Raw genomic sequence first — 20,734 nt, 5'->3', positions numbered from 1 at the left:
TTTACTTAGATTGGTATTAAAGCTCTGACTAGCGTCAGAGCTTGTCCCATTTCAATGAAGTATTCAAATGTACTTTTGGATAATTTCAACCTAAACAAGTAACGGTTCTCGATAATCCACTCTTTTTTACAGCTTTCCCTCTCTACAAAGCTCTCCAAAAATCACTGTCATCCGCATGACTACACTTTTTACCTATTCTCACCTCCTATGTGACATCTCGTGAAGACTGCCCAAGGAGCTGAATCATTTACTCAATATACTAATCATAGGTAAGCCGATGTTTTGGGGAACTCCAGAATCACAGGAGGTCTACTCAACTGGTATTAACTTGATGTGGTGGCGAATTAGAGCTGAGTGTTATTTGTGTGTTTTGGTATTAACAAGAGTGCTGGGTTTGTAATTCATCCAAGAAGACGCCAGTTGTTAGGGGAAATAATGGATTGAACCAGGGTTACAAAGGGAGATTTGGATTAGCTATGGGTGTAGGTATTTGGAGGGATTCAATTCAGGTAGGAGAATACAGAGGCAATATCTTTATAGCCTCTGTATAAGGTAAGAGTTTATTCGTTTAGTTCTTTCTCTGCTTGCTTAGCTTTCTCAATCATTGGTGTAATCGTTGAGCCTTGAATCAAGATTGAGAACACTACCACTGAATATGTCATGACTAGGATGATCTCTTTTACATCGATCAGTTTGTCTTCGATGACCCAGATACCTGATGGAATAGATAGAGCCATTGCGAGAGCTAGACCACCACGTAATCCACCCCATGTAAGAATCTTAACTGACCATGGGTTATAGCTTCTAAAGCGCTTAAAGCCAATGTATGACAGGAATACACTGAGGTAGCGAGCTCCTAGTACTAACGGCACAGAGAAAGCCATTAAGATCCAGTCTTCTTCGTGGAATTCAAAAAGTAGCATCGACATACCGATCAGCAGGAATAGCACGCCATTTAGGAACTCATCGACTAGCTCCCAGAAGTGGTCTAAGTGATCTTCACTCTCTTTTGAGAAACCGATAAAGCGAGTCCAGTTGCCGATCATAATACCTGATACCACCATAGCTAATGGACCTGATACATGAAGTACTTCTGCAAAAGCGTATCCAGCTGTTGGGATACCGATAGTCAGTAACAGCTCCATTGAGTGGTCGTCGGTGTTACTAATTAGATAATGGAATAGAAGGCCTAATGCAAAGCCGTAAACAATCCCGCCAATGGCTTCTTGGATAAACAACATCGTTACACTGCCTACCGTTGGTGCTTCAGTACCAAATGCGATAGTAAATAGAGTGACAAAGATAACCAGACCAAAGCCATCATTGAACAGCGATTCACCTTCAATTTGGGTCGAAATGCGTTTTGGTGCATCGAGTTTTTTAACGATCGCGAGTACTGCTATTGGGTCAGTCGGTGAAATAAGAGAGCCAAACAGTAAGCAGTAGATAAGATCAAACTGAATGCCGATAACTTGGCAGAATCCGTAAAGCACAAATCCAATAAAGAAAGTAGAAAACAGAGTCGCGCCCAATGCGAGTACCGTGATTTCCCACTTCTGATCTTTGAGGTTGGGTAGTTTAATCCCTAGTCCACCTGCGAATAATAGGAACCCTAAAATCCCTTTGAGTAGAAAATCTTCGAAGTTGATACTCGCCACTGTGTCTGAAGCGATTTCAGACAGCTGAAACCAATTGTTTTGACCTGCAATTAGGATAATCAGTGAAAGCATCATCGAACCAGCAGTAATGGCGATTGTGGTTTGCATCTTTCCTATCTTGCTGTTTACAAACGCTATCAACATTGCTGCTGCAGATAAAAAGCAAAGTGTGTAGTAGACCGACATTGGATTTCCGATATGTAACAAAATATGAACATGAATTTTCGTCCTCTATCGCTTAAATAGCAAACTGTTTTTTGTCATAGATTAGTTATCAAATTCTCCGTTTAGACGTCTAGACTCCTTTTTAATGTATGATAGGATGGAGTGATAACTAAAGGAATGAGGCTGTACTGTGGGAAGTAATGTAAAGCAACAGATCGAAGCTCAATTAAAGCAACGAATTCTATTGATCGATGGTGGCATGGGCACCATGATCCAGAACTATAAACTGGAAGAGCAGGATTATCGAGGAGAGCGCTTTGCTGATTGGCACAGTGATCTAAAAGGCAATAATGACCTTTTAGTGTTAACTCAGCCTCAATTGATCAAGGAAATACATTCAGCTTACTTAGAAGCTGGCGCAGACATCCTTGAAACCAATACCTTTAACGCTACTACCATTGCGATGGCTGACTATGATATGGAAAGCCTCAGCGAAGAGATTAACTTTGCTGCGGCTAAGCTAGCTCGTGAAGCCGCTGATGAGTGGACTGCGAAAACACCGGAAAAGCCTCGCTATGTCGCAGGTGTGCTTGGTCCAACTAACCGTACTTGTTCGATCTCCCCTGATGTAAATGACCCGGGCTATCGAAATGTTAGCTTTGACGAGTTAGTGGAAGCTTATTCCGAATCAACCCGAGCGCTGATCAAAGGTGGTTCTGACCTGATCCTGATTGAGACTATCTTCGATACTCTAAATGCTAAGGCTTGTGCCTTTGCCGTTGATACCGTGTTCGATGAGTTAGGTATTACTCTGCCTGTTATGATCTCAGGTACTATCACTGACGCATCAGGTCGTACGCTTTCCGGTCAAACAACTGAAGCTTTCTACAATTCATTACGCCACGTTCGCCCGCTGTCCTTTGGCTTGAACTGTGCCCTAGGACCAGATGAACTGCGCCCATATGTAGATGAGCTTTCTCGCATTTCAGAAACATTTGTCTCAGTTCACCCTAATGCTGGTCTTCCTAATGCCTTTGGTGAATATGATCTCTCTCCTGAAGATATGGCCTCTCACGTAAAAGAGTGGGCGGAGAGCGGCTTCCTAAACCTAATCGGTGGTTGTTGTGGTACCACGCCAGAACATATTCGCCATATGGCTAATGTGGTCGACAATGTTAAGCCGCGTGCTTTACCTGAGTTAGCTGTCTCATGCCGCCTATCAGGATTAGAGCCTCTCACTATCGAAAAAGACACCTTGTTCGTCAACGTTGGCGAGCGTACCAACGTTACCGGTTCTGCTCGATTTAAGCGTCTGATTAAAGAAGAGCTTTATGACGAAGCTTTGGAAGTTGCTCGTCAACAAGTTGAGAATGGCGCGCAAATCATCGACATCAATATGGACGAAGGCATGCTAGACGCTGAGGCGTGTATGGTGCGTTTCTTAAATCTATGTGCGTCTGAACCTGAGATTTCTAAAGTGCCTATTATGGTCGACTCCTCGAAATGGGAAGTCATCGAAGCTGGCCTTAAATGTATTCAAGGTAAGGGCATCGTTAACTCGATCTCATTGAAAGAAGGTAAAGAGAAATTTGTTGAGCAAGCTAAGCTAATTCGCCGTTATGGTGCTGCGGTTATCGTGATGGCCTTTGATGAAGTTGGCCAGGCGGAGACTCGTCAGCGCAAGCTAGAGATCTGTACCAATGCATATAATATCTTGGTTGATGAAGTTGGTTTCCCACCAGAAGACATTATTTTTGACCCGAACATCTTTGCGGTTGCGACAGGTATTGAAGAGCATAACAACTACGCGGTTGATTTCATCGAAGCGGTTGCTGATATTAAGCGTGACCTACCTTATGCGATGATTTCTGGGGGCGTATCTAACGTATCGTTCTCTTTCCGTGGTAACAACTACGTTCGAGAAGCCATTCACGCAGTATTCTTGTATCACTGTTTCAAGAACGGTATGGATATGGGTATCGTTAATGCTGGTCAGCTTGAAATTTATGATAACGTCCCAGATAAACTGCGTGAAGCGGTAGAGGATGTGGTTCTTAACCGTCGTGACGACTCGACTGAGAGATTGCTAGATATCGCTGCCGAATACGCTAACAAAGGTGTCGGTAAAGAGGAAGATGCTTCTGCACTCGAGTGGCGTACTTGGTCGGTTGAGAAGCGTTTAGAGCATGCACTGGTTAAAGGTATCACTGAGTTTATTGTTGAGGATACCGAGGAAGCGCGTGTTAATGCTAGCAAGCCATTGGAAGTGATCGAGGGTCCACTAATGGATGGCATGAACGTGGTCGGTGACCTATTTGGTGAAGGTAAGATGTTCCTTCCTCAAGTAGTAAAATCTGCACGTGTAATGAAACAAGCAGTTGCGCACTTAGAGCCTTACATTAACGCATCTAAGCAAGCTGGTTCTTCAAACGGTAAGATTTTGCTCGCTACCGTTAAAGGCGATGTTCACGATATCGGTAAGAACATTGTGGGCGTGGTACTGCAGTGTAATAACTACGAGATTATTGATCTTGGGGTGATGGTTCCTTGCGAACAGATCCTAAAAGTCGCTAAGGAAGAGAATGTCGACATTATCGGTCTATCTGGCCTGATCACACCTTCTTTAGATGAGATGGTGCATGTAGCTAAAGAGATGGAGCGTTTGGATTTCGATTTGCCACTATTGATTGGTGGTGCAACAACTTCCAAGGCGCATACTGCCGTTAAGATTGAGCAGAACTACAAGAACCCTGTGGTGTATGTAAACAATGCATCACGAGCGGTCGGTGTATGTGCTTCGCTGTTATCTGATGAGCTTCGTCCGGCGTTTGTCGAGAAGCTAGATTTGGATTATGAGCGTGTGCGTGATCAGCACAATCGCAAGAAACCTCGCACTAAGCCTGTGACTCTAGAGCAAGCTCGAGCGAATAAAGTGGCTATTGATTGGGAAAGCTATACGCCGCCAGCTCCAGCTAAGCCGGGTGTCCATGTTTATGATGACTTTGATGTTGCGACCTTGCGTCGTTACATTGATTGGACTCCATTCTTCATGACTTGGTCGTTAGTAGGTAAATACCCTGCAATTCTTGATCATGAGGAAGTCGGCGAGGAGGCAAAACGTCTATTTAAAGATGCCAATGACCTGCTTGATCGAGTTGAACGTGAAGGCTTACTTAAAGCTCGCGGCATGTGTGCGTTGTTCCCAGCATCAAGTGTTGGCGACGATATTGAAGTGTACACTGATGAGTCACGAACTGAGGTCGCTAAGGTTCTGCACAACCTACGTCAACAAACCGAGAAACCGAAAGGGTTTAACTACTGTCTGTCTGATTACATTGCGCCAAAAGAGTCTGGTAAGAAAGATTGGATCGGTGCTTTTGCAGTGACAGGCGGAATCGGAGAGCGTGAGCTTGCTGATGAATACAAAGCAGCGGGCGATGACTACAATGCGATTATGATTCAAGCTGTGGCTGACCGTCTTGCGGAAGCATTTGCAGAATATCTACATGAACACGTGCGTAAAGATATCTGGGGTTACTCTGCCGATGAAAACCTATCGAATGATGAGTTGATTCGTGAGAAGTACCAAGGTATTCGCCCTGCACCGGGTTACCCTGCTTGTCCTGAGCATACTGAAAAGGGCGCATTGTGGGAGCTATTGAAGGTTGAGGAAACCATTGATATGTCACTAACGAGCAGTTATGCAATGTGGCCGGGTGCATCAGTATCGGGGTGGTATTTCTCTCATCCTGATTCACGTTACTTTGCAATTGCTCAGATTCAGCAAGATCAAGTAGATAGCTACGCAGATCGCAAGGGTTGGGATTCGCTGGAAGCAGAGAAGTGGTTAGGTCCAAACATTAACTAAGACCTACTAGAAAGAGAAAGGGTTGCCGTTGAGCAACCCTTTTTTGTATCTGTTTGATTGTATTATTCTTGTTCAAACAACTCTTGGTGAAGTTTCTGAATTGCTGAGCGAGAAACTGACTCATGCAGCAAGAAGCAGAGGTTGTGTGGACTTGCACCGTAGCAGATCATGCGCAAGTTAAAGTCTTCAAGAGTGCTGAATACCTGCTTTGCATAGCCTTTGCTTTCACTCATATTGTTACCAATAAGAGCGACAAGACATAGGTTATGTTCCACTTCTACCGTACATAACTGTTCTAGCTCTTTACGTACCACTTCCGGTAGTTCTGGTGCTCCGCCAGAAGTGTCTGTTTGATCGAGAGTCAGAGAGACACTGATCTCTGAGGTGGTAATAAGATCGACTGAGATCTTATGCTTGGCAAGGATCTCAAACACTTTTGCAAGGAAGCCATAGGCGTGGAACATATTCGCACTGCGCAGTGTCACCATGGTTTGATTACAGCGCAGAGCAAGTGCTCTAAACAGTGGTGAGCTTTCCACTTGTTGGCGAATCCAAGTACCACCTTTTTCTGGCTCTTTTGATGAACCAACAAAGACAGGTATTTGGTGGCGCAATGCAGGTACTAGTGTCGATGGGTGTAAAATTTTAGCACCAAAGTTTGCCATCTCTGAGGCTTCACTAAAGCTAATCTCAGGGATCGGTGATGCTTTAGAAGCGATGCGAGGGTCAGTGGTGTAGATCCCCGGCACATCGGTCCAAATTTCTAACCCGGCCGCCAATACTGATTCGGCAATTAGAGCCGCTGAATAGTCACTTCCGCCACGACCAAGTGTTGTGGTATTGCCTTCATCATCAGCACCGATAAAGCCTTGAGTTACGACTACCTGTTCTTGGCATAGAGGAATTAACTTCTCTTGAGCAAGCGTAGAAATTTGCTCAAGTTGAGGCTCAGCCTTACCGTAAGCATCGTTGGTACGCAGCACGTCACGGATATCAAATCTAACCGCAGCTACGCCTCGTTGACGTAGTATTTGAGCGAAAAGGTGCGTAGACATTAATTCGCCGCATGCCACTAAATGATCGGTTAGCTTGGCACTAGATTGAAATGATGCTGCTTCGGCTGCGCTAGCAACATTATCTAGGATAGCGTGGATCTCTTTCTCTACGCTAATAGGATCCGCCAACTGATCTAAGATAGCGTGGTGAATCTCGGTCAGTTGGTTCATTAGCTCTTGGCGTCGAGCTTGCTCTTGAACACCGTTGGCTAATTCGACTAATAGGTTGGTTACACCAGAGCACGCACTGCTGACAACAAGCTTGGTATTTGGGTTATTCTCAATAATGGCTGCACAGCGACTCATTGCCTCAAAGTTAGCAACACTTGTCCCACCAAATTTGGCGACATTAAAAGAACCAGCTACATTAGATGCGCTCACGATAAATCTCCCGACTTCCTAAAATAAAAATTACTGTTGGTAATCCAACGTCCAATGTTTGAAGAGAGTGTTTAGAGCAAAAAGAGAGGTGTGTATTTGAATTGTAAACCTCAGAAGCTCCTCATCATATTGGAATGATGACAGTTAATGGGATTCAGCCCAATTAACCGATAACAGAAACCCGACATGTTTCAGTTACCTCGGCACTGCTCCCCCTGAATGTTTTGTATTGGAAATGTGGCTCCACAAAACATCTACCTGGGCAGTGCTCCTCTTCTGCTTGATAGCTGTTTTATTGAACGTGTTTGCGATAAGAATGTCAATCGGTAACTCAAGATAAAGTGAAAATAAATTTAACAATTCTGTGACACTGGTTTGACCTCGAGACTTTCGACTAATTGCTGAGGTAGTGGATTTGCTTTAGTGTGGAAGGTTCATGTCATAAACATAAGGGATAATTATGTCGAACCTGCACACAACTTCCATCGCTGAAAGCTTTTTTCCTCCTCATCGCACGCTCATGGGACCGGGGCCTTCCGATATTTCCCCACGAGTTTTACAGGCGCTGAGTCGCCCGACTATCGGCCATTTAGATCCTCTGTTTATCAATATGATGGATGAGGTGAAGCAGCTATTAAAATATGCCTTCCAAACGGAAAATGAGTTTACGATTGCAGTTTCAGCTCCGGGTAGTGCAGGTATGGAAACCTGTTTCGTTAATTTGATTGAACCAGGCGAAAAAGTGATTGTGTGCCGAAATGGTGTGTTTGGTGAGCGCATGCGTGAAAACGTGGTTCGCTGTGGTGGTGAAGCCATCTTGGTTGATGATGATTGGGGTAAATCTGTCTCTGTCGAAAAAGTAGAGCAAGCACTGTCCGAACACCCTGATGCTGTGGCTGTGGCGTTTGTTCATGCGGAAACATCTACAGGTGCGTTGACGGACGCTGAAGCGATTTCACAAGTAGCGCGCCGTTTCAATGCACTGACAATCGTCGATGCTGTTACTTCTCTGGGTGGTGTTCCTCTGCTGGTGGATGAATGGCAGTTAGACGCTGTGTATTCGGGCAGCCAAAAGTGTTTGTCTTGTGTTCCGGGTCTTTCGCCAGTGACTTTTTCTCAAAAAGCGGTAGAGAAGATGAAAGCGCGTCAATCACCAGTGCAAAGCTGGTTCTTAGATCAAAGTTTAGTGTTGGGCTATTGGAGTGGTGAAGGGAAGCGTAGCTACCACCATACGGCTCCTGTAAATAGCCTATATGCTCTGCATGAATCGCTAGTGATTCTGCGCAACGAAGGGTTAGAGAATGCTTGGGAGCGTCATCAATCAGCGCACCGTGAGCTGAAGGCTGGTCTTGAATCTCTTGGATTAAGCTTTGTGGTTGAAGAAGAAAGTCGATTACCGCAATTGAACGCTGTGTATTTCCCTGAAGGTATTGATGAGGCCGCTGTTCGAACGCGACTGCTTGAAGAATACAATCTAGAGATTGGTGCGGGTCTTGGTGCATTAGCCGGGAAAGCGTGGAGAATTGGCTTAATGGGTTATGGCGCTCGCAAAGAGAATGTTGCCTTGTGTCTTAAAGCGCTGGCTGATGTGTTGAAGTAGACATCAAGAATATCCCAATCAGAAAGGCGAACGAGTTATAAACCGTTCGCCTTTTTTATTGATGTTTATTCAGCCGTCTCTTGTGCTTGTGATGTCGCTGATTTTGCTTGTGATGGACGCTGATACTGCACTGTCGAGAAGTCTCGGTTCGGGAACAAGAATTGCGCTTCGCTACGAATCTGCTCTGCTTTGCTTTCGTCACCTAAGCCTTGGTAAGCCAAGATCAGGTTGTTGTAAAACGCAGGTCGTGGCTTCGACTTGATGATATTTAGAGACCAATCAATATACGGCTGAATCAGTTTTGGATCTTCTTGATAGAGGCCGATATTGAGGTAAGTGCTGTAGATATCCCAATCGTAGCGATCTTTCCAAACCACAGGGTTCGAAACCTCTTTCAGAATATCCGGATTTTTAGGCTGTGATTTCTCAAACTTGGTCAGCACATAGTTGGTGTGCAAGGCGCTCAACATATAGAAGCTCACAAGAATTGGCACAACCAGGCTCGTTACTCTAAATAAGGTTTTACTGATAACGCTAAATCCCTTTTGGTAATGATAGGAAGTGCGTTGATCAACCCAATAAAGGAGTACAATAAAGGTGACCCAATGAATGGCCGAGTGATAAAACGGGTACTCAAGTTGTGAGTGCAAAACGATCGGAATAAACAGAGCGAACAGAGCTAACTGTGTTCCCTTTGTTGCGGTCGTTATCCGGCCTGCGACCAAAGCCGCTGCAAGTAGAATACCGATGATCGGTACAATACCCCCTTCAACCCCCCAAAATAACAACTCATTGTGCGGGTGGTCCATCGCAGGAAGCCCCGGGTGATAATTGGAGTTGAGTTGATGTTGACGTGCTGTGTACAGCGTATATTCAGACTCAAATTTACCGTAGCCATAACCAGAGAATGGCTTTTCTACCATCATATCGAGGGCTTGCGGAAAAGTATAAGCTCGAGGGCTTTCTAAGTGTGTACGCTTGCTGGCTAAGCTATCAGCTGCCTGTAAGTTGATAATAGCAAAACCAGCAATCAGTCCGAGCAATACAGAACCGCACCAGCCGTAAAAGCGCTTCTTGGTCGAAAACTTGTAAAGGTATGGCAGGATAAGGACAAAGCTTAATACACTAGCCAGCCAACCTGTTCTGGATGCGATGATGATCAGCAGTGGTACTGTGATCGCAGGCATCATATAGAGCAGAAACGACTCGCTCAGTTTAAGGTTGTATTTGGTTGGTTGTCTTGCCAGAAGATATGCAGAGAGCACAAAGCCAGTTGCGAGAAAACTTGCCATCACATTCGGTTGCTGGAAAATGCCATAAGGGCGGTTGGCTTTGGTGTTGTAGCCAAACATATTGCCGGCTTCTAAGAAAAAGTACTGGAAGTAACCAAACAGAGCTTGAATCATAACGGCGAGTACAATGAACCAGAGTAAGCGCTGCTTATGTTTGTTACTAAACTTGAACTGCTGAAGAAGAACGAAAAAAGAGAAACCAGTCCACAGCCCAAGTAAGCGACCTGAAGCACCGGAAGTATCTGCGTTGCTGTATAGGACTGGCAGTGTAAGAATAATGCAGCTAATCAGAAGCCCGATAGTGAGCTTGGAGTATTTGATAACACGGTTATTGGCCATTTGGTAAAAGCCAATGGCTAAGGTAAAGCTAAGCGCCAACCAAGTGGTTGGGTTGAAGGACAACGCCAATCCTGAACCACCAGGGTTAGGCATAAAAAAGTGCATAGCGAGGAGAAAAACCACCGCCAATGAAGCCAAGAAGGGTTTATTGAGCGGAAGTTGAGTCACCTGACCCTCAAGCTGTGTACCACTGGTGTGTATTGTCGCCATAGATCCTTAACCTTATAAAAACGGGGCCTGTCCGATTAGAACAAGCCCCGATACTGTAACACTTTTTCACCCTATTGACTGAGTGGTATTGTAGCTCTATTTCATAGTTAACATAGGCTTAAGAAAGCGAGCAGTGTGAGAGCCTTCGACCAATGCCACATCTTCTGGCGTACCTGCCGCAATAATCTCACCGCCACCTTGTCCACCTTCTGGACCCAAGTCGATGATCCAGTCTGCGGTTTTTATCACGTCAAGGTTATGCTCAATCACCACGACCGTATTTCCGTGGTCACGTAGGCGATGCAAAACAGTCAAAAGCTGCTGGATATCGTGGAAATGAAGACCTGTAGTCGGCTCATCTAGGATGTACAGAGTCTTGCCTGTATCACGCTTAGATAGCTCACGAGCCAATTTAACACGCTGTGCTTCACCACCAGACAACGTTGTCGCGGCTTGTCCAAGTCGAATATATGATAAGCCCACATCCATTAATGTTTGGAGCTTACGTGCGATCACTGGAACTGGGTTAAAGAATTCACGAGCATCTTCGACTGTCATCTCTAATACTTCATCGATGGTTTTGCCTTTATAGCGTACTTCCAGTGTTTCACGGTTATAGCGTTTTCCCTTACATACATCACAAGGAACGTATACATCTGGTAAGAAGTGCATTTCGACTTTAATTACACCATCACCCTGACAGGCTTCACAGCGTCCACCTCGAACGTTGAAGCTAAAGCGGCCCGGCTTGTAACCACGGGAACGCGCTTCTTGTGTACCTGAAAACAGTTCACGAATTGGTGTAAAGATACCGGTATAGGTTGCCGGGTTAGAGCGCGGGGTGCGTCCAATTGGGCTTTGGTCGATATCGATAACCTTATCGAAATGCTCTAAGCCTTTTATCTTTTTGTACGGTGCAGGTACTGCTGTTGTGGCACCGTTAAGTTGCGTGTGGGCGATCTTAAAGAAGGTATCGTTAATCAGGGTTGATTTGCCAGAACCTGACACACCCGTAATACAACTGAACAGGCCGACAGGAATTGTTGCTGTCACCTCTTTAAGGTTGTTGCCTGTCGCGCCAATCAGCTCTACGACTTTCTTCTTGTCGATTGGAGTACGCTCTTTTGGTACTGCAATTTCTTTGACGCCACTGAGGTACTGGCCAGTCAAAGAGTTTGGATTGTCGATGATCTCTTGCATGGTGCCTTCGGCTACGACATTACCACCATGAACACCAGCGCCCGGACCAATATCAATCACGTGATCGGCACAGCGAATCGCATCTTCATCATGCTCGACAACCAATACGGTGTTACCAAGATCGCGAAGGTGTACGAGAGTCTGTAGTAGTCGCTCGTTATCGCGCTGGTGGAGACCAATGGAAGGTTCATCCAAAACATACATAACGCCAACTAGACCTGCACCAATTTGGCTTGCAAGTCGGATTCGTTGCGCTTCACCACCTGAAAGTGTCTCTGCGCTGCGCGATAGGTTGAGATAGTTCAAGCCAACGTTGACCAAGAAGTGTAGGCGGTCGTTGATCTCTTTCATTACCTTTTCGGCAATTTGTGCGCGCTGACCGCTCAATTGCAGGTTTTGGAAGAATGCCAAGGCATCAGCAATACTCAGTTCAACAATCTGTGGCAAGGTGGTATCACCAATAAATACATTGCGCGCTTCGAGTCTTAGGCGGGTACCGCCACAGCTAGAACAGGACTTAGTTGAAATATACTTCGCAAGATCTTCACGAACTGAGTTCGACTCAGTATCACGGTAGCGTCTCTCTAACGTATTCAGAATACCTTCAAACGGGTGACGCTTAACTCGAATATCGCCACGATCATTGATGTATTTGAATTCAACCTCTGTGCGACCCGATCCTTTCAAGATGATGTCTTGAGTTTTCTTTGGCAAAGAGTTGAACGGCGCAAACAGATCAAATCCGTAGTGCTCAGCGAGCGAAGTGAGCATTTGGAAATAGTAATAGTTCTTTTGATCCCAACCTTTAATGGCACCGTCGGCAATACTTAGGTTGTCGTCAACAATAATGCGGCTTGGGTCGAAATATTGTTGTACACCTAGGCCATCACAGGTACCACAGGCACCAGCTGGGTTGTTGAAAGAGAAAAGTCGTGGTTCAAGCTCTTGCATGCTGTAACCACATTTAGGACAAGCGAAGTTAGCCGAAAACACGATCTCTTCTTGATCGTTATCATCCATCCAATCGACAACGGCGATACCGCCAGATAGCTCTAGAGTGGTCTCAAAAGATTCAGCGAGACGCTGCTGAAGATCTGGGCGAACCTTAAAGCGATCCACCACCACTTCAATGGTGTGCTTTTTGTGAAGTTCTAGGGCTGGTGGATCGGAAAGATCGCAGGTTTCGCCGTCGATCCTTGCTCGAATAAAGCCTTGAGCCGCAAGGTTTTGTAGTGTTTTAACATGCTCACCCTTACGCTCTTTGACGATAGGAGCAAGCAGCATCATTTTTGAACCTTCAGGCAGCTCGAGTACTTTATCGACCATTTGACTGATGGTTTGTGCTGCAAGAGGGATATGATGATCTGGACAACGAGGCTCACCAACACGAGCATATAAGAGTCTCAGGTAATCATAGACTTCTGTAATGGTACCGACGGTTGAGCGCGGGTTATGAGATGTCGATTTTTGCTCGATAGAGATTGCCGGAGACAAGCCCTCTATGTGGTCAACATCGGGCTTCTCCATGAGGGATAAAAATTGACGAGCGTAGGCTGATAAGGATTCAACGTAGCGACGTTGTCCTTCAGCATACAGGGTGTCAAAAGCCAGTGAAGACTTACCAGACCCAGACAAACCCGTAATCACAATCAGCTTATCTCTTGGGATTGTTAGGTTTATATCTTTTAGGTTGTGCGTACGAGCACCCCTTACTTCAATTTTATCCATCTCAGGCAACCATGTAATTTTCAGTGGCTAAAGTATTACATAGTGTGAGTTTTGTGCAAAGTTTTACTGGATAAAAAAACAGTACAAAAAAGGCAGCTCGATTGAGCTGCCTTTTTCATTGAATGAGTAGAAGAGGGGTTATGCCTCTTTTTGGGTCGAGTGCTTGCTTAGCTCAACCTTTTGCTCATCTTTTTTGTATAGGTTCTCGTAGCAGTAGTTAGTTGCTTCGATGTAGCCTTCCACGCTACCACAGTCAAAGCGCTTGCCCTTAAATTTGTACGCTAGTACGCAACCCGCTTTTGCTTGCTTAAGCAGCGCGTCTGTAATTTGAATCTCGCCACCTTTACCTGGTTCAGTGTTTTCAATCAGTTCGAAGATGTCTGGAGTCAGGATGTAACGACCAATGATCGCTAGGTTGCTTGGTGCAGTGCCTTGCTCTGGCTTCTCTACCATGTCATCAACACGATAAAGGTCGTCTTTAATCATCTCACCAGAAATGACACCGTATTTATGTGTTTCATCTTCAGGTACTTCTTGTACAGCAACGATTGAACAACGGAACTGTTTGTAAAGTGCAACCATCTGAGCCAGTACGCCTTGTTGCTCATTGACACATAGATCATCCGCAAGCACCACTGCGAAAGGTTCGTCACCAACCAGTTCACGGCCCGTTAAAATCGCGTGACCTAAGCCTTTCATCTCACGCTGGCGAATGTAGGTGAAGTTTGCCGCTTCAATCGTTTCGCGGATGTTGTAAAGCAGCTCTTCTTTATTGGTACCGCTGATTTGGTGCTCAAGCTCGTAGTTCTTATCAAAGTGGTCCATGATTGAGTGTTTACCACGGCCTGTTACGATGCACATGCCATTCATACCAGCTTCAATCGCTTCTTCTACACCATATTCAATGAGTGGTTTGCTTACGACGGGCATCATCTCTTTTGGCATAGATTTGGTTGCAGGTAAGAAGCGTGTGCCGTAGCCTGCCGCTGGGAAAAGGCATTTTTTGATCATGATAAAAACCTTATATCTTTAAGAATTATTGATTCAGTTATGTTTACTGAACATTTCTGAGGGCAACTCTAGCACAACTAATGTCGAAAAATTAGCAACGAGCTCTATCGTTGTGCTCGTTACCCTCAATAATAGATTATTGTTTTAACAATCAAGATATAAGATTCTGGTTTGCCCAGGCAATAGCTTGCACACGATTCTTTACAGCCAGTTTACGAAAGATCTGATAAAGGTGGGATTTGACTGTGAATTCGCTGATGAATAAGTCCTCTGCGATTTGGGTATTCGAGGCTCCAGTTTGTAGACATCGAATGACCTGCAGTTCACGAATGGTCAAATCCACCGTAATTGGGCAAGTGCTGGTGTTGACGATATTGCGATAGTAAAACAGCAGTTGGCTGGTGATCTTTCTAGGAAGCCAATTTTCACCATTAATGATTCTGGTAATGCCCTCGGCAATTTGGGGCTTAGTGTCGCTGCAGTAAAAAAGCCCTTTAAGGTGACCAAAACGAATGATCTCTTGGGTTTGTAGCGGCTTATCTACGTTAAAAAGAATGATTTCGTAGTTTTTCCATATTACCGCTAGGTTAGGAAATGCCTCGAACAAATCAGGTAATTGCTTGTAATCAATTAAAATAATTCGATTGCTCTGTTTCTTATTCACACACATTAGTTCTCCCGGAGGGAGCCTAAACATAGGTATTGAAAGGAGCTTTTCGATCTCATTGATATAGAGATGTGTCTGTTTTGGGTCTAAGCACAAAAAGTGCAGTGTGCGGGTATATCTTGATACCTTCATAGAGTAATCCTTTGTAAGTTATAAGGGATTTCACCCTGTCACGCTGAGTTGATCATCTCTAGTGGCTTGTTTATGAGTTGCGTTGAATATCAATTGGCAAAGTAAATGAGTGGTTTGTAAGTGGTGAAAAAAGCAACACTCGTCTGAATATCATGATTTGTTACGTTTTTATTCTTTCGGTTAAATAGAGAATCGGATTGCGATTTATCACTGTTCAAAAGCGTGTTATTCTTATGCGCTAAAATTTTCAAGACTATGAGTTTAGACGGAGCAAATCATGGCTAGCCGTGGAGTTAACAAAGTTATATTAGTGGGTAACCTAGGTAATGACCCTGAGATTCGTTACATGCCGAATGGCGGTGCAGTAGCGAACATTACCATTGCAACGTCAGAATCATGGCGTGATAAAGCAACAGGCGAGCAGCGCGAGAAAACAGAATGGCACCGTGTGGCACTGTTTGGCAAGCTAGCTGAAGTTGCAGGTGAATACCTACGTAAAGGTTCTCAAGTTTACATTGAAGGCCAACTGCAAACACGTAAATGGCAAGATCAAAGCGGTCAAGATCGCTACACAACAGAGGTTGTGGTTCAAGGCTTTAACGGCGTAATGCAAATGCTAGGTGGCCGTGCTCAAGGTGGTGCTCCTGCTCAAGGCGGCATGGGTGGCCAACAGCAGCAAGGTGGTTGGGGTCAACCTCAACAGCCACAACAGCAGCAATACAGTGCTCCTGCACAGCAACAGCAGCAAGCACCTCAACAACAAGCTCCACAGCAGGCTCAACCACAATACAATGAGCCACCGATGGATTTTGATGATGACATCCCGTTCTAAACTCTGTTTTTTATAAATCAGAAACAAAGTATTAAAATGGAAAAGCCGCGTTCATCGCGGCTTTTTGTTACCCAAAACTCTTAACGCTTTATTTACAACCGCAAATTATAGTATAACGTAGCAGTACGGTATAATGTGAGTTGAAAAGGATTTCGTTATTCATGAGATATACCCCAACCCTTAAGTTGAGCACCCGCTTAGTGGCATTCGTTACTGTTATTGTTATCAGTGCGATGTTTATTCTATTTATCGGGGGCACCCTCTCTTTCAAGCGTATTGGGCAAGAGTATCTTGATCACTATTTGGTCGGGATTGTCGACGTCGTGGATAAAGAAATGGAAGATCCAGATGCGGCTTATTCTATGCAGCGCTGGATGCCGAAGATGTTGCAGGCGAGCAACATTGTAGAGATGAAACTCTCCAACTCAACCGGTATTGTCTATCGTTTCAAAGACACCTCCCCGCAAATTGATTCCAATCGCCTTTATGAGCGCACTTTTGTATTAGAGCGCAATACGGGCTATCAAATCGAATTCAAAGCACTGCCTCCTTATATTGGTTATAGCTATTCAATGGAAGCGATGTGGTCGATCACACTCGCGGTCGCGCTGATCATCTTCTGTTTAGCCAGAGGCGTGCAGTGGTTAAAAGAGCAGTTGATGGGCTCTGAAATGCTTGAAGAGCGTGGTCGAATGATCTTGGCTGGTCAGGTGGAAGCTCATGCAAAAGGCGATGAGCGGGAGTGGCCCTATACTGCCAGTGAGGCGCTTGATGTTTTGATCGAAGAGCTAAAAGATGCCCGCCAAGAGCGCAGCCGCTTCGATACTTTTATTCGTACACACACCTTCTTAGATAAGCTGACAGGCACAGCAAACCGTGTTCTATTCGATAATAAACTTGAATCGGCACTGCACGAGAGCGGTGCTCGAGGTGGTGTGCTTCTGATTCGCATTGAAGAGTGGGAGCAGGTACGAGATAGCAATGATAAACAGACGACAGATGCCTTCATTGTTGAGGTAGGGGAAGTACTGTCGAATATCGTCCAGCGTTACCCTGATGTTATCTTCTCTCGATACTACGATGCCGACTTTGCTGTATTCATTCCTCACCAAGGTAGTAAAGATATTGCGACATTAGCTGCCCAATGTTTGAGACAACTCGACAAATTGACCCCACCAGAGCCTCTAGATGTGGATAATTGGTGCCACATCGGGGTGACCATGTATGCAGAAGGTGAGCGTCATAGTCAAATTATGGATGAAGCGGAAACGGCACTGAAAAGTGCCCAGTTGGAGCGCATTAATAACTGGAGTCGTTACCCTAAGCTGAATAAGAATGAGCTTGATAGAGGCAGTGTTCGTTGGCGCACATTATTGGATAAAGCACTACTGCCTGAAAACTTAGTAATCTTTGCTCAGCAGTGTTATCTTATGTCCAATAAAGGGCAACCTTATGAATTACATGGAGAAATTTTCGTAAGGATTCAAGATCCAGAGAAGGGGTTACTGAAATCCTCGCGCTTTATGCCTGCCGTAGAGCAAGTCGGATACCAAGCCCAAATGGATCAATCAGTTTTACGAGTTTTATTGAAGTCGGTAAAAGAATCTTCGGAACTGATGAATTACTCTATAAACCTAAATGTCACTCCGTTTGCGAGTAAACAACATTTTAAGTGGTTTAGAAGCGAATTATTACAGCTATCAACCCAACAGCGAGCTCATCTAGGTTTTGAGTTTCCTGAAGGGCATGTGATTGCGCATTTAGATTACATGAGACCAGTAGCCAAGATGCTATCGGGACTTGGGTGTAAAATGATTGTCGGCCAAGCAGGTCGTACTATTGTGAGCACTCACTATATTAAGGATTTAAAAGTCGATTTTATTAAACTGCATAGAAGTTTGGTTAAGAAAATCGATCAAAGGCATGAAAATCAACTGTTTGTACGCAGTTTGATTGGAGCCTGTGGAGACTCTCCAACCCAAGTTATTGCTGTTGGTGTTGAAACCAAGCACGAGAAAAACACTCTGCTTGAGTTGGGTATCCATGGCTATCAAGGACGATTGTTTGATGAAGAGAGGCAAATTATTCCGGTTCCACAACCGAGTAAGCCTCAAGTAAAAACAGAGTCGGTAGTAAAAGTTGGCCGAAGAAATCGATGGCGTAAGAGTAGTAGTTAAGCATGAAGTTAAAAGCGATTTTAAATAAAATAAAGCCAGCCCAGAACGGCCCTCAAGCTCAGATGGTATTATTGGGCAGTGAAGCAGTTTACCTTTCGACAGCTGATAAGAACGTAGTTGCGACACCTATTACTAATGGTGATTGGGAAAGTGCGCTGAAAAAGTCACTCAGCAGCGACTCGTTTACGGGTACTCAGCTTCAATTGTTCGTGAGTGCTAACTACTATCAAACCTATCAAATAGATAAGCCAGAAGTGCCTGAAAGTGAATGGCCAGTGGCGTTACCTTTCCTGCTTAAAGATCTGGTTTCAGAGCGTGTCACTGAGATCACCGCTAGTGCTGTGGCTCTTCCGACATCAAACAAATTACAAGTTTACGTTTTAGCTAAGAAACTGCTCGACAAGCTACTGAATGTGGTGGGCCAAGCTCAAGTTGAACTATCTGGTATCGCGCCGGAAGATGAACTTTGGGGATACAGTGCCGGTGAGCTATCGAACTTCATCTTATTGCAACGCAGCAAAAATGCGCATTTTAAGCTAGGTGCATTTGTTGATCATACCGTTTGTTTCCAGCGCTCAATTCGTAGTGTTGTGCCGCCGCTGACGGGTGTCGCTTCCAGTGCACTGCAGATGGACGGCCTAGCGCTTGAGCTACAGCGCTCGATTGATTACCTTTCTTCTCAAATTAAGGGCGTTCAACTTCGACAGCTAAAAATATGCTGTGATGAAGAAGATGAGGCACAGTTACAAGAGGCTTTATCGAACACACTGAGTTCGAATGTTTCCTTAATCAGTCACAACGGGCGTGAAAGCTCAGAGGCTCTATTGATTGAGCTTGCCAATACGCGCTCTGAGTTCAAAGTTAACCTCTACCCTGAGCATCTAAAACCGAAAAAAGAGTACTTTACACTAACGAATGTAGCGGCATCTTGGGCTTTAGTTTCTACTGTTATGTTCGCAGCTTACGGTTTTATGCACTATCAAACGATTCATATTGATGATGAATTGATTGTTCTTCAGCAAAAATCTAATCAATTAAATAGTCAGGCTAAGCAGCTTAATGCTGAATTAGCGCAACATAAGCCCTCTCCAGAGAAAGTGGCTGCGGTTGAGCGTCTCAAACGTGAGATTCAAGCTAAAAAAGATGCCTTAAAGGCAGTAGGTCAATACGACGAGAGCCAGCAGATCGGGTATTCTGGCGTCATGAATGCCCTGGCAAAATTGGGGCGTAATGATATCTCGCTTTCTCGCATCTATATGACTCATGACTCGCTTGATCTTTCTGGTTTCGCTCGCAGTGCCGAGGTGATTCCGAATTGGGTTGGGCAGTTCAAAAATGAGCTCAATCTCGTGGGGCGCGCGTTTGAAAAACTGAAGATTGGTCGCAATGACCAAGATGTTGTGACGTTTGAATTAAGCACCCGTAGGGAGAATTAATAATGCAAAGGTGGGAGCAATATAGCGATAAGTTCCTCGCATTAAGCTCAAGAGAAAAATGGCTGGTTTTACTGTGCGGTTTGGTTGGCCTGTTTATGCTCCTATTCAGTGTGTTGGTTGAGCCAGCTTACAACGACCTACAAGCAAAACGTGCAAAAAGCATGAGCCTGACGCAATCCAATCAGAGGCTTGAAGGTGAACTGTTGGTGTTGCAAGCCAAGCTAAGTAAAAACCCAGATAAAGAGATCAATATTGAGTACAAGTCTCTATTAGTTCAGAGCCAAGAGCTCTCTATGGAGCTGTCTCAGATTATCGATGGCCTTATCTCGCCTTCTCAGATGGCAGAATTGCTAGAGAATGTCTTGAGCTCAGGTAAAGGTCTTAAGCTTGCCTCGTTAGAGTCACTTAAACCTGAGCCGATTGCGAACAATAAGGGCACCAGTGAATATTCTGGTTATTACCTTCACCCTGTACGCATGGAATTAACGGGTAGCTACTTTGACATCTCGGCTTATTTACAGGCTTTGGAGTCTCTGCCGGTTTCTTACTACTGGCGTACGTTCCAGTACAAGGTTGAGGAGTACCCACAAGCACGTTTGGTGTTTGAGGTCTACACGTTGGGGACAAGACAGGAGTTCATCGGTGGTTAGAGTTCTTTTATTGTCTCTGTTGTTTTGTAGCTCGTCGGTATTGGCTGAACAAGATCCAACCGCGCCTCTGGGGTGGTTGGTACCGAAAGAGCAGAGAGCCGCACCCGTTAAAAAAGCACCCACTCGTTACCGTTTACCTTCATTGCAGAGCATTGTGTGTAAAGGTCAAAGCCCATGTTATGCCATTTTAAATGGTCAGGTTGTCTCACAAGGTGAGGTGATCCGTGGGTATAAGGTGAAAAAAATCGATTCAGAATACGTCACTCTTCAGAGAAGCACTCAGCAGTGGAAGTTGGAGCTGTTCTCTTTGGATATTAAGAATAATTAAGGTTT

The 20,734-nt window shown here is 44.8% G+C and carries 13 protein-coding genes and 1 riboswitch; of the genes, 7 read left to right on the top strand and 6 right to left on the bottom strand.

The window, feature by feature from the left end; genetic code table 11:
* Positions 1-560: 560 nt before the first annotated feature.
* Positions 561-1,844, bottom strand: coding sequence for a sodium:proton antiporter (locus KI655_RS10225; RefSeq protein ID WP_285404379.1), 1,284 nt, complete (start codon positions 1,842-1,844; stop codon positions 561-563).
* A gap of 169 nt (positions 1,845-2,013) precedes the next feature.
* Here KI655_RS10225 and metH point away from each other — a divergent pair, with 169 nt between their 5' ends.
* Positions 2,014-5,691, top strand: a complete 3,678-nt coding sequence (gene metH, locus KI655_RS10220; protein WP_285404377.1) for a methionine synthase — start codon at positions 2,014-2,016, stop codon at positions 5,689-5,691.
* Between the two features lie 62 nt (positions 5,692-5,753).
* On the opposite strand, the gene lysC is transcribed toward metH, so the two are convergent.
* Positions 5,754-7,127 (bottom strand): lysine-sensitive aspartokinase 3, encoded by a 1,374-nt coding sequence (gene lysC / locus KI655_RS10215; protein WP_285404376.1) that lies wholly within the window; start codon positions 7,125-7,127, stop codon positions 5,754-5,756.
* Between the two features lie 106 nt (positions 7,128-7,233).
* A riboswitch (Lysine riboswitch) is annotated at positions 7,234-7,411 on the bottom strand.
* Between the two features lie 176 nt (positions 7,412-7,587).
* Between lysC and KI655_RS10210 the strand changes: the two genes are divergently transcribed.
* Positions 7,588-8,727, top strand: coding sequence for an alanine--glyoxylate aminotransferase family protein (locus KI655_RS10210; RefSeq protein WP_285404374.1), 1,140 nt, complete (start codon positions 7,588-7,590; stop codon positions 8,725-8,727).
* 65 nt (positions 8,728-8,792) lie between these two features.
* Here the strand turns inward: KI655_RS10210 and KI655_RS10205 are convergent, their stop codons facing one another.
* The 4 genes from KI655_RS10205 to KI655_RS10190 all read right to left on the bottom strand — a co-directional run bounded on the left by KI655_RS10205 (position 8,793) and on the right by KI655_RS10190 (position 15,306).
* The gene (locus tag KI655_RS10205) at positions 8,793-10,568 is read right to left on the bottom strand and encodes a PglL family O-oligosaccharyltransferase (RefSeq protein WP_285404371.1); all 1,776 of its coding nucleotides are present in this window, start codon (positions 10,566-10,568) and stop codon (positions 8,793-8,795) included.
* Positions 10,569-10,664: 96 nt separating this feature from the next.
* Positions 10,665-13,496, bottom strand: coding sequence for an excinuclease ABC subunit UvrA (uvrA, locus tag KI655_RS10200; RefSeq protein WP_152468072.1), 2,832 nt, complete (start codon positions 13,494-13,496; stop codon positions 10,665-10,667).
* Positions 13,497-13,634: 138 nt separating this feature from the next.
* Positions 13,635-14,507 carry a UTP--glucose-1-phosphate uridylyltransferase GalU gene (gene galU, locus KI655_RS10195; protein ID WP_285404369.1) on the bottom strand — a complete coding sequence of 291 codons (873 nt, stop codon included), beginning with the start codon at positions 14,505-14,507 and terminating at the stop codon, positions 13,635-13,637.
* Positions 14,508-14,658: 151 nt separating this feature from the next.
* Entirely contained in the window at positions 14,659-15,306 is a 648-nt protein-coding gene (locus KI655_RS10190) for a LuxR C-terminal-related transcriptional regulator (protein ID WP_285404367.1), read from the bottom strand.
* A gap of 277 nt (positions 15,307-15,583) precedes the next feature.
* On the opposite strand from KI655_RS10190, the gene KI655_RS10185 reads away from it, so the two are divergent.
* The 5 genes from KI655_RS10185 (at position 15,584) to KI655_RS10165 (ending at position 20,729) form a co-directional block, all read left to right on the top strand.
* Positions 15,584-16,138: a single-stranded DNA-binding protein gene (locus KI655_RS10185; protein ID WP_285404365.1), complete on the top strand. Its 555-nt coding sequence runs from the start codon at positions 15,584-15,586 to the stop codon at positions 16,136-16,138.
* Between the two features lie 161 nt (positions 16,139-16,299).
* Positions 16,300-18,315, top strand: a complete 2,016-nt coding sequence (gene csrD / locus KI655_RS10180) for an RNase E specificity factor CsrD (protein ID WP_285404363.1) — start codon at positions 16,300-16,302, stop codon at positions 18,313-18,315.
* A gap of 2 nt (positions 18,316-18,317) precedes the next feature.
* Complete coding sequence (locus tag KI655_RS10175; RefSeq protein WP_285404361.1) at positions 18,318-19,751, top strand: MSHA biogenesis protein MshI; 1,434 nt, start codon at positions 18,318-18,320, stop codon at positions 19,749-19,751.
* Between the two features lie 2 nt (positions 19,752-19,753).
* Positions 19,754-20,401, top strand: coding sequence for a type 4a pilus biogenesis protein PilO (gene pilO, locus KI655_RS10170; protein WP_285404360.1), 648 nt, complete (start codon positions 19,754-19,756; stop codon positions 20,399-20,401).
* Entirely contained in the window at positions 20,394-20,729 is a 336-nt protein-coding gene (locus KI655_RS10165; RefSeq protein ID WP_285404359.1) for an MSHA biogenesis protein MshK, read from the top strand. The genes pilO and KI655_RS10165 overlap by 8 nt, the downstream gene beginning before the upstream one ends.
* The last annotated feature ends 5 nt before the right edge of the window (positions 20,730-20,734 follow it).

This window comes from Vibrio sp. D404a, from assembly GCF_030248535.1.
In the GTDB taxonomy this organism is placed as follows: domain Bacteria; phylum Pseudomonadota; class Gammaproteobacteria; order Enterobacterales; family Vibrionaceae; genus Vibrio.
This window is presented reverse-complemented; position numbering and strand designations above follow the sequence as displayed.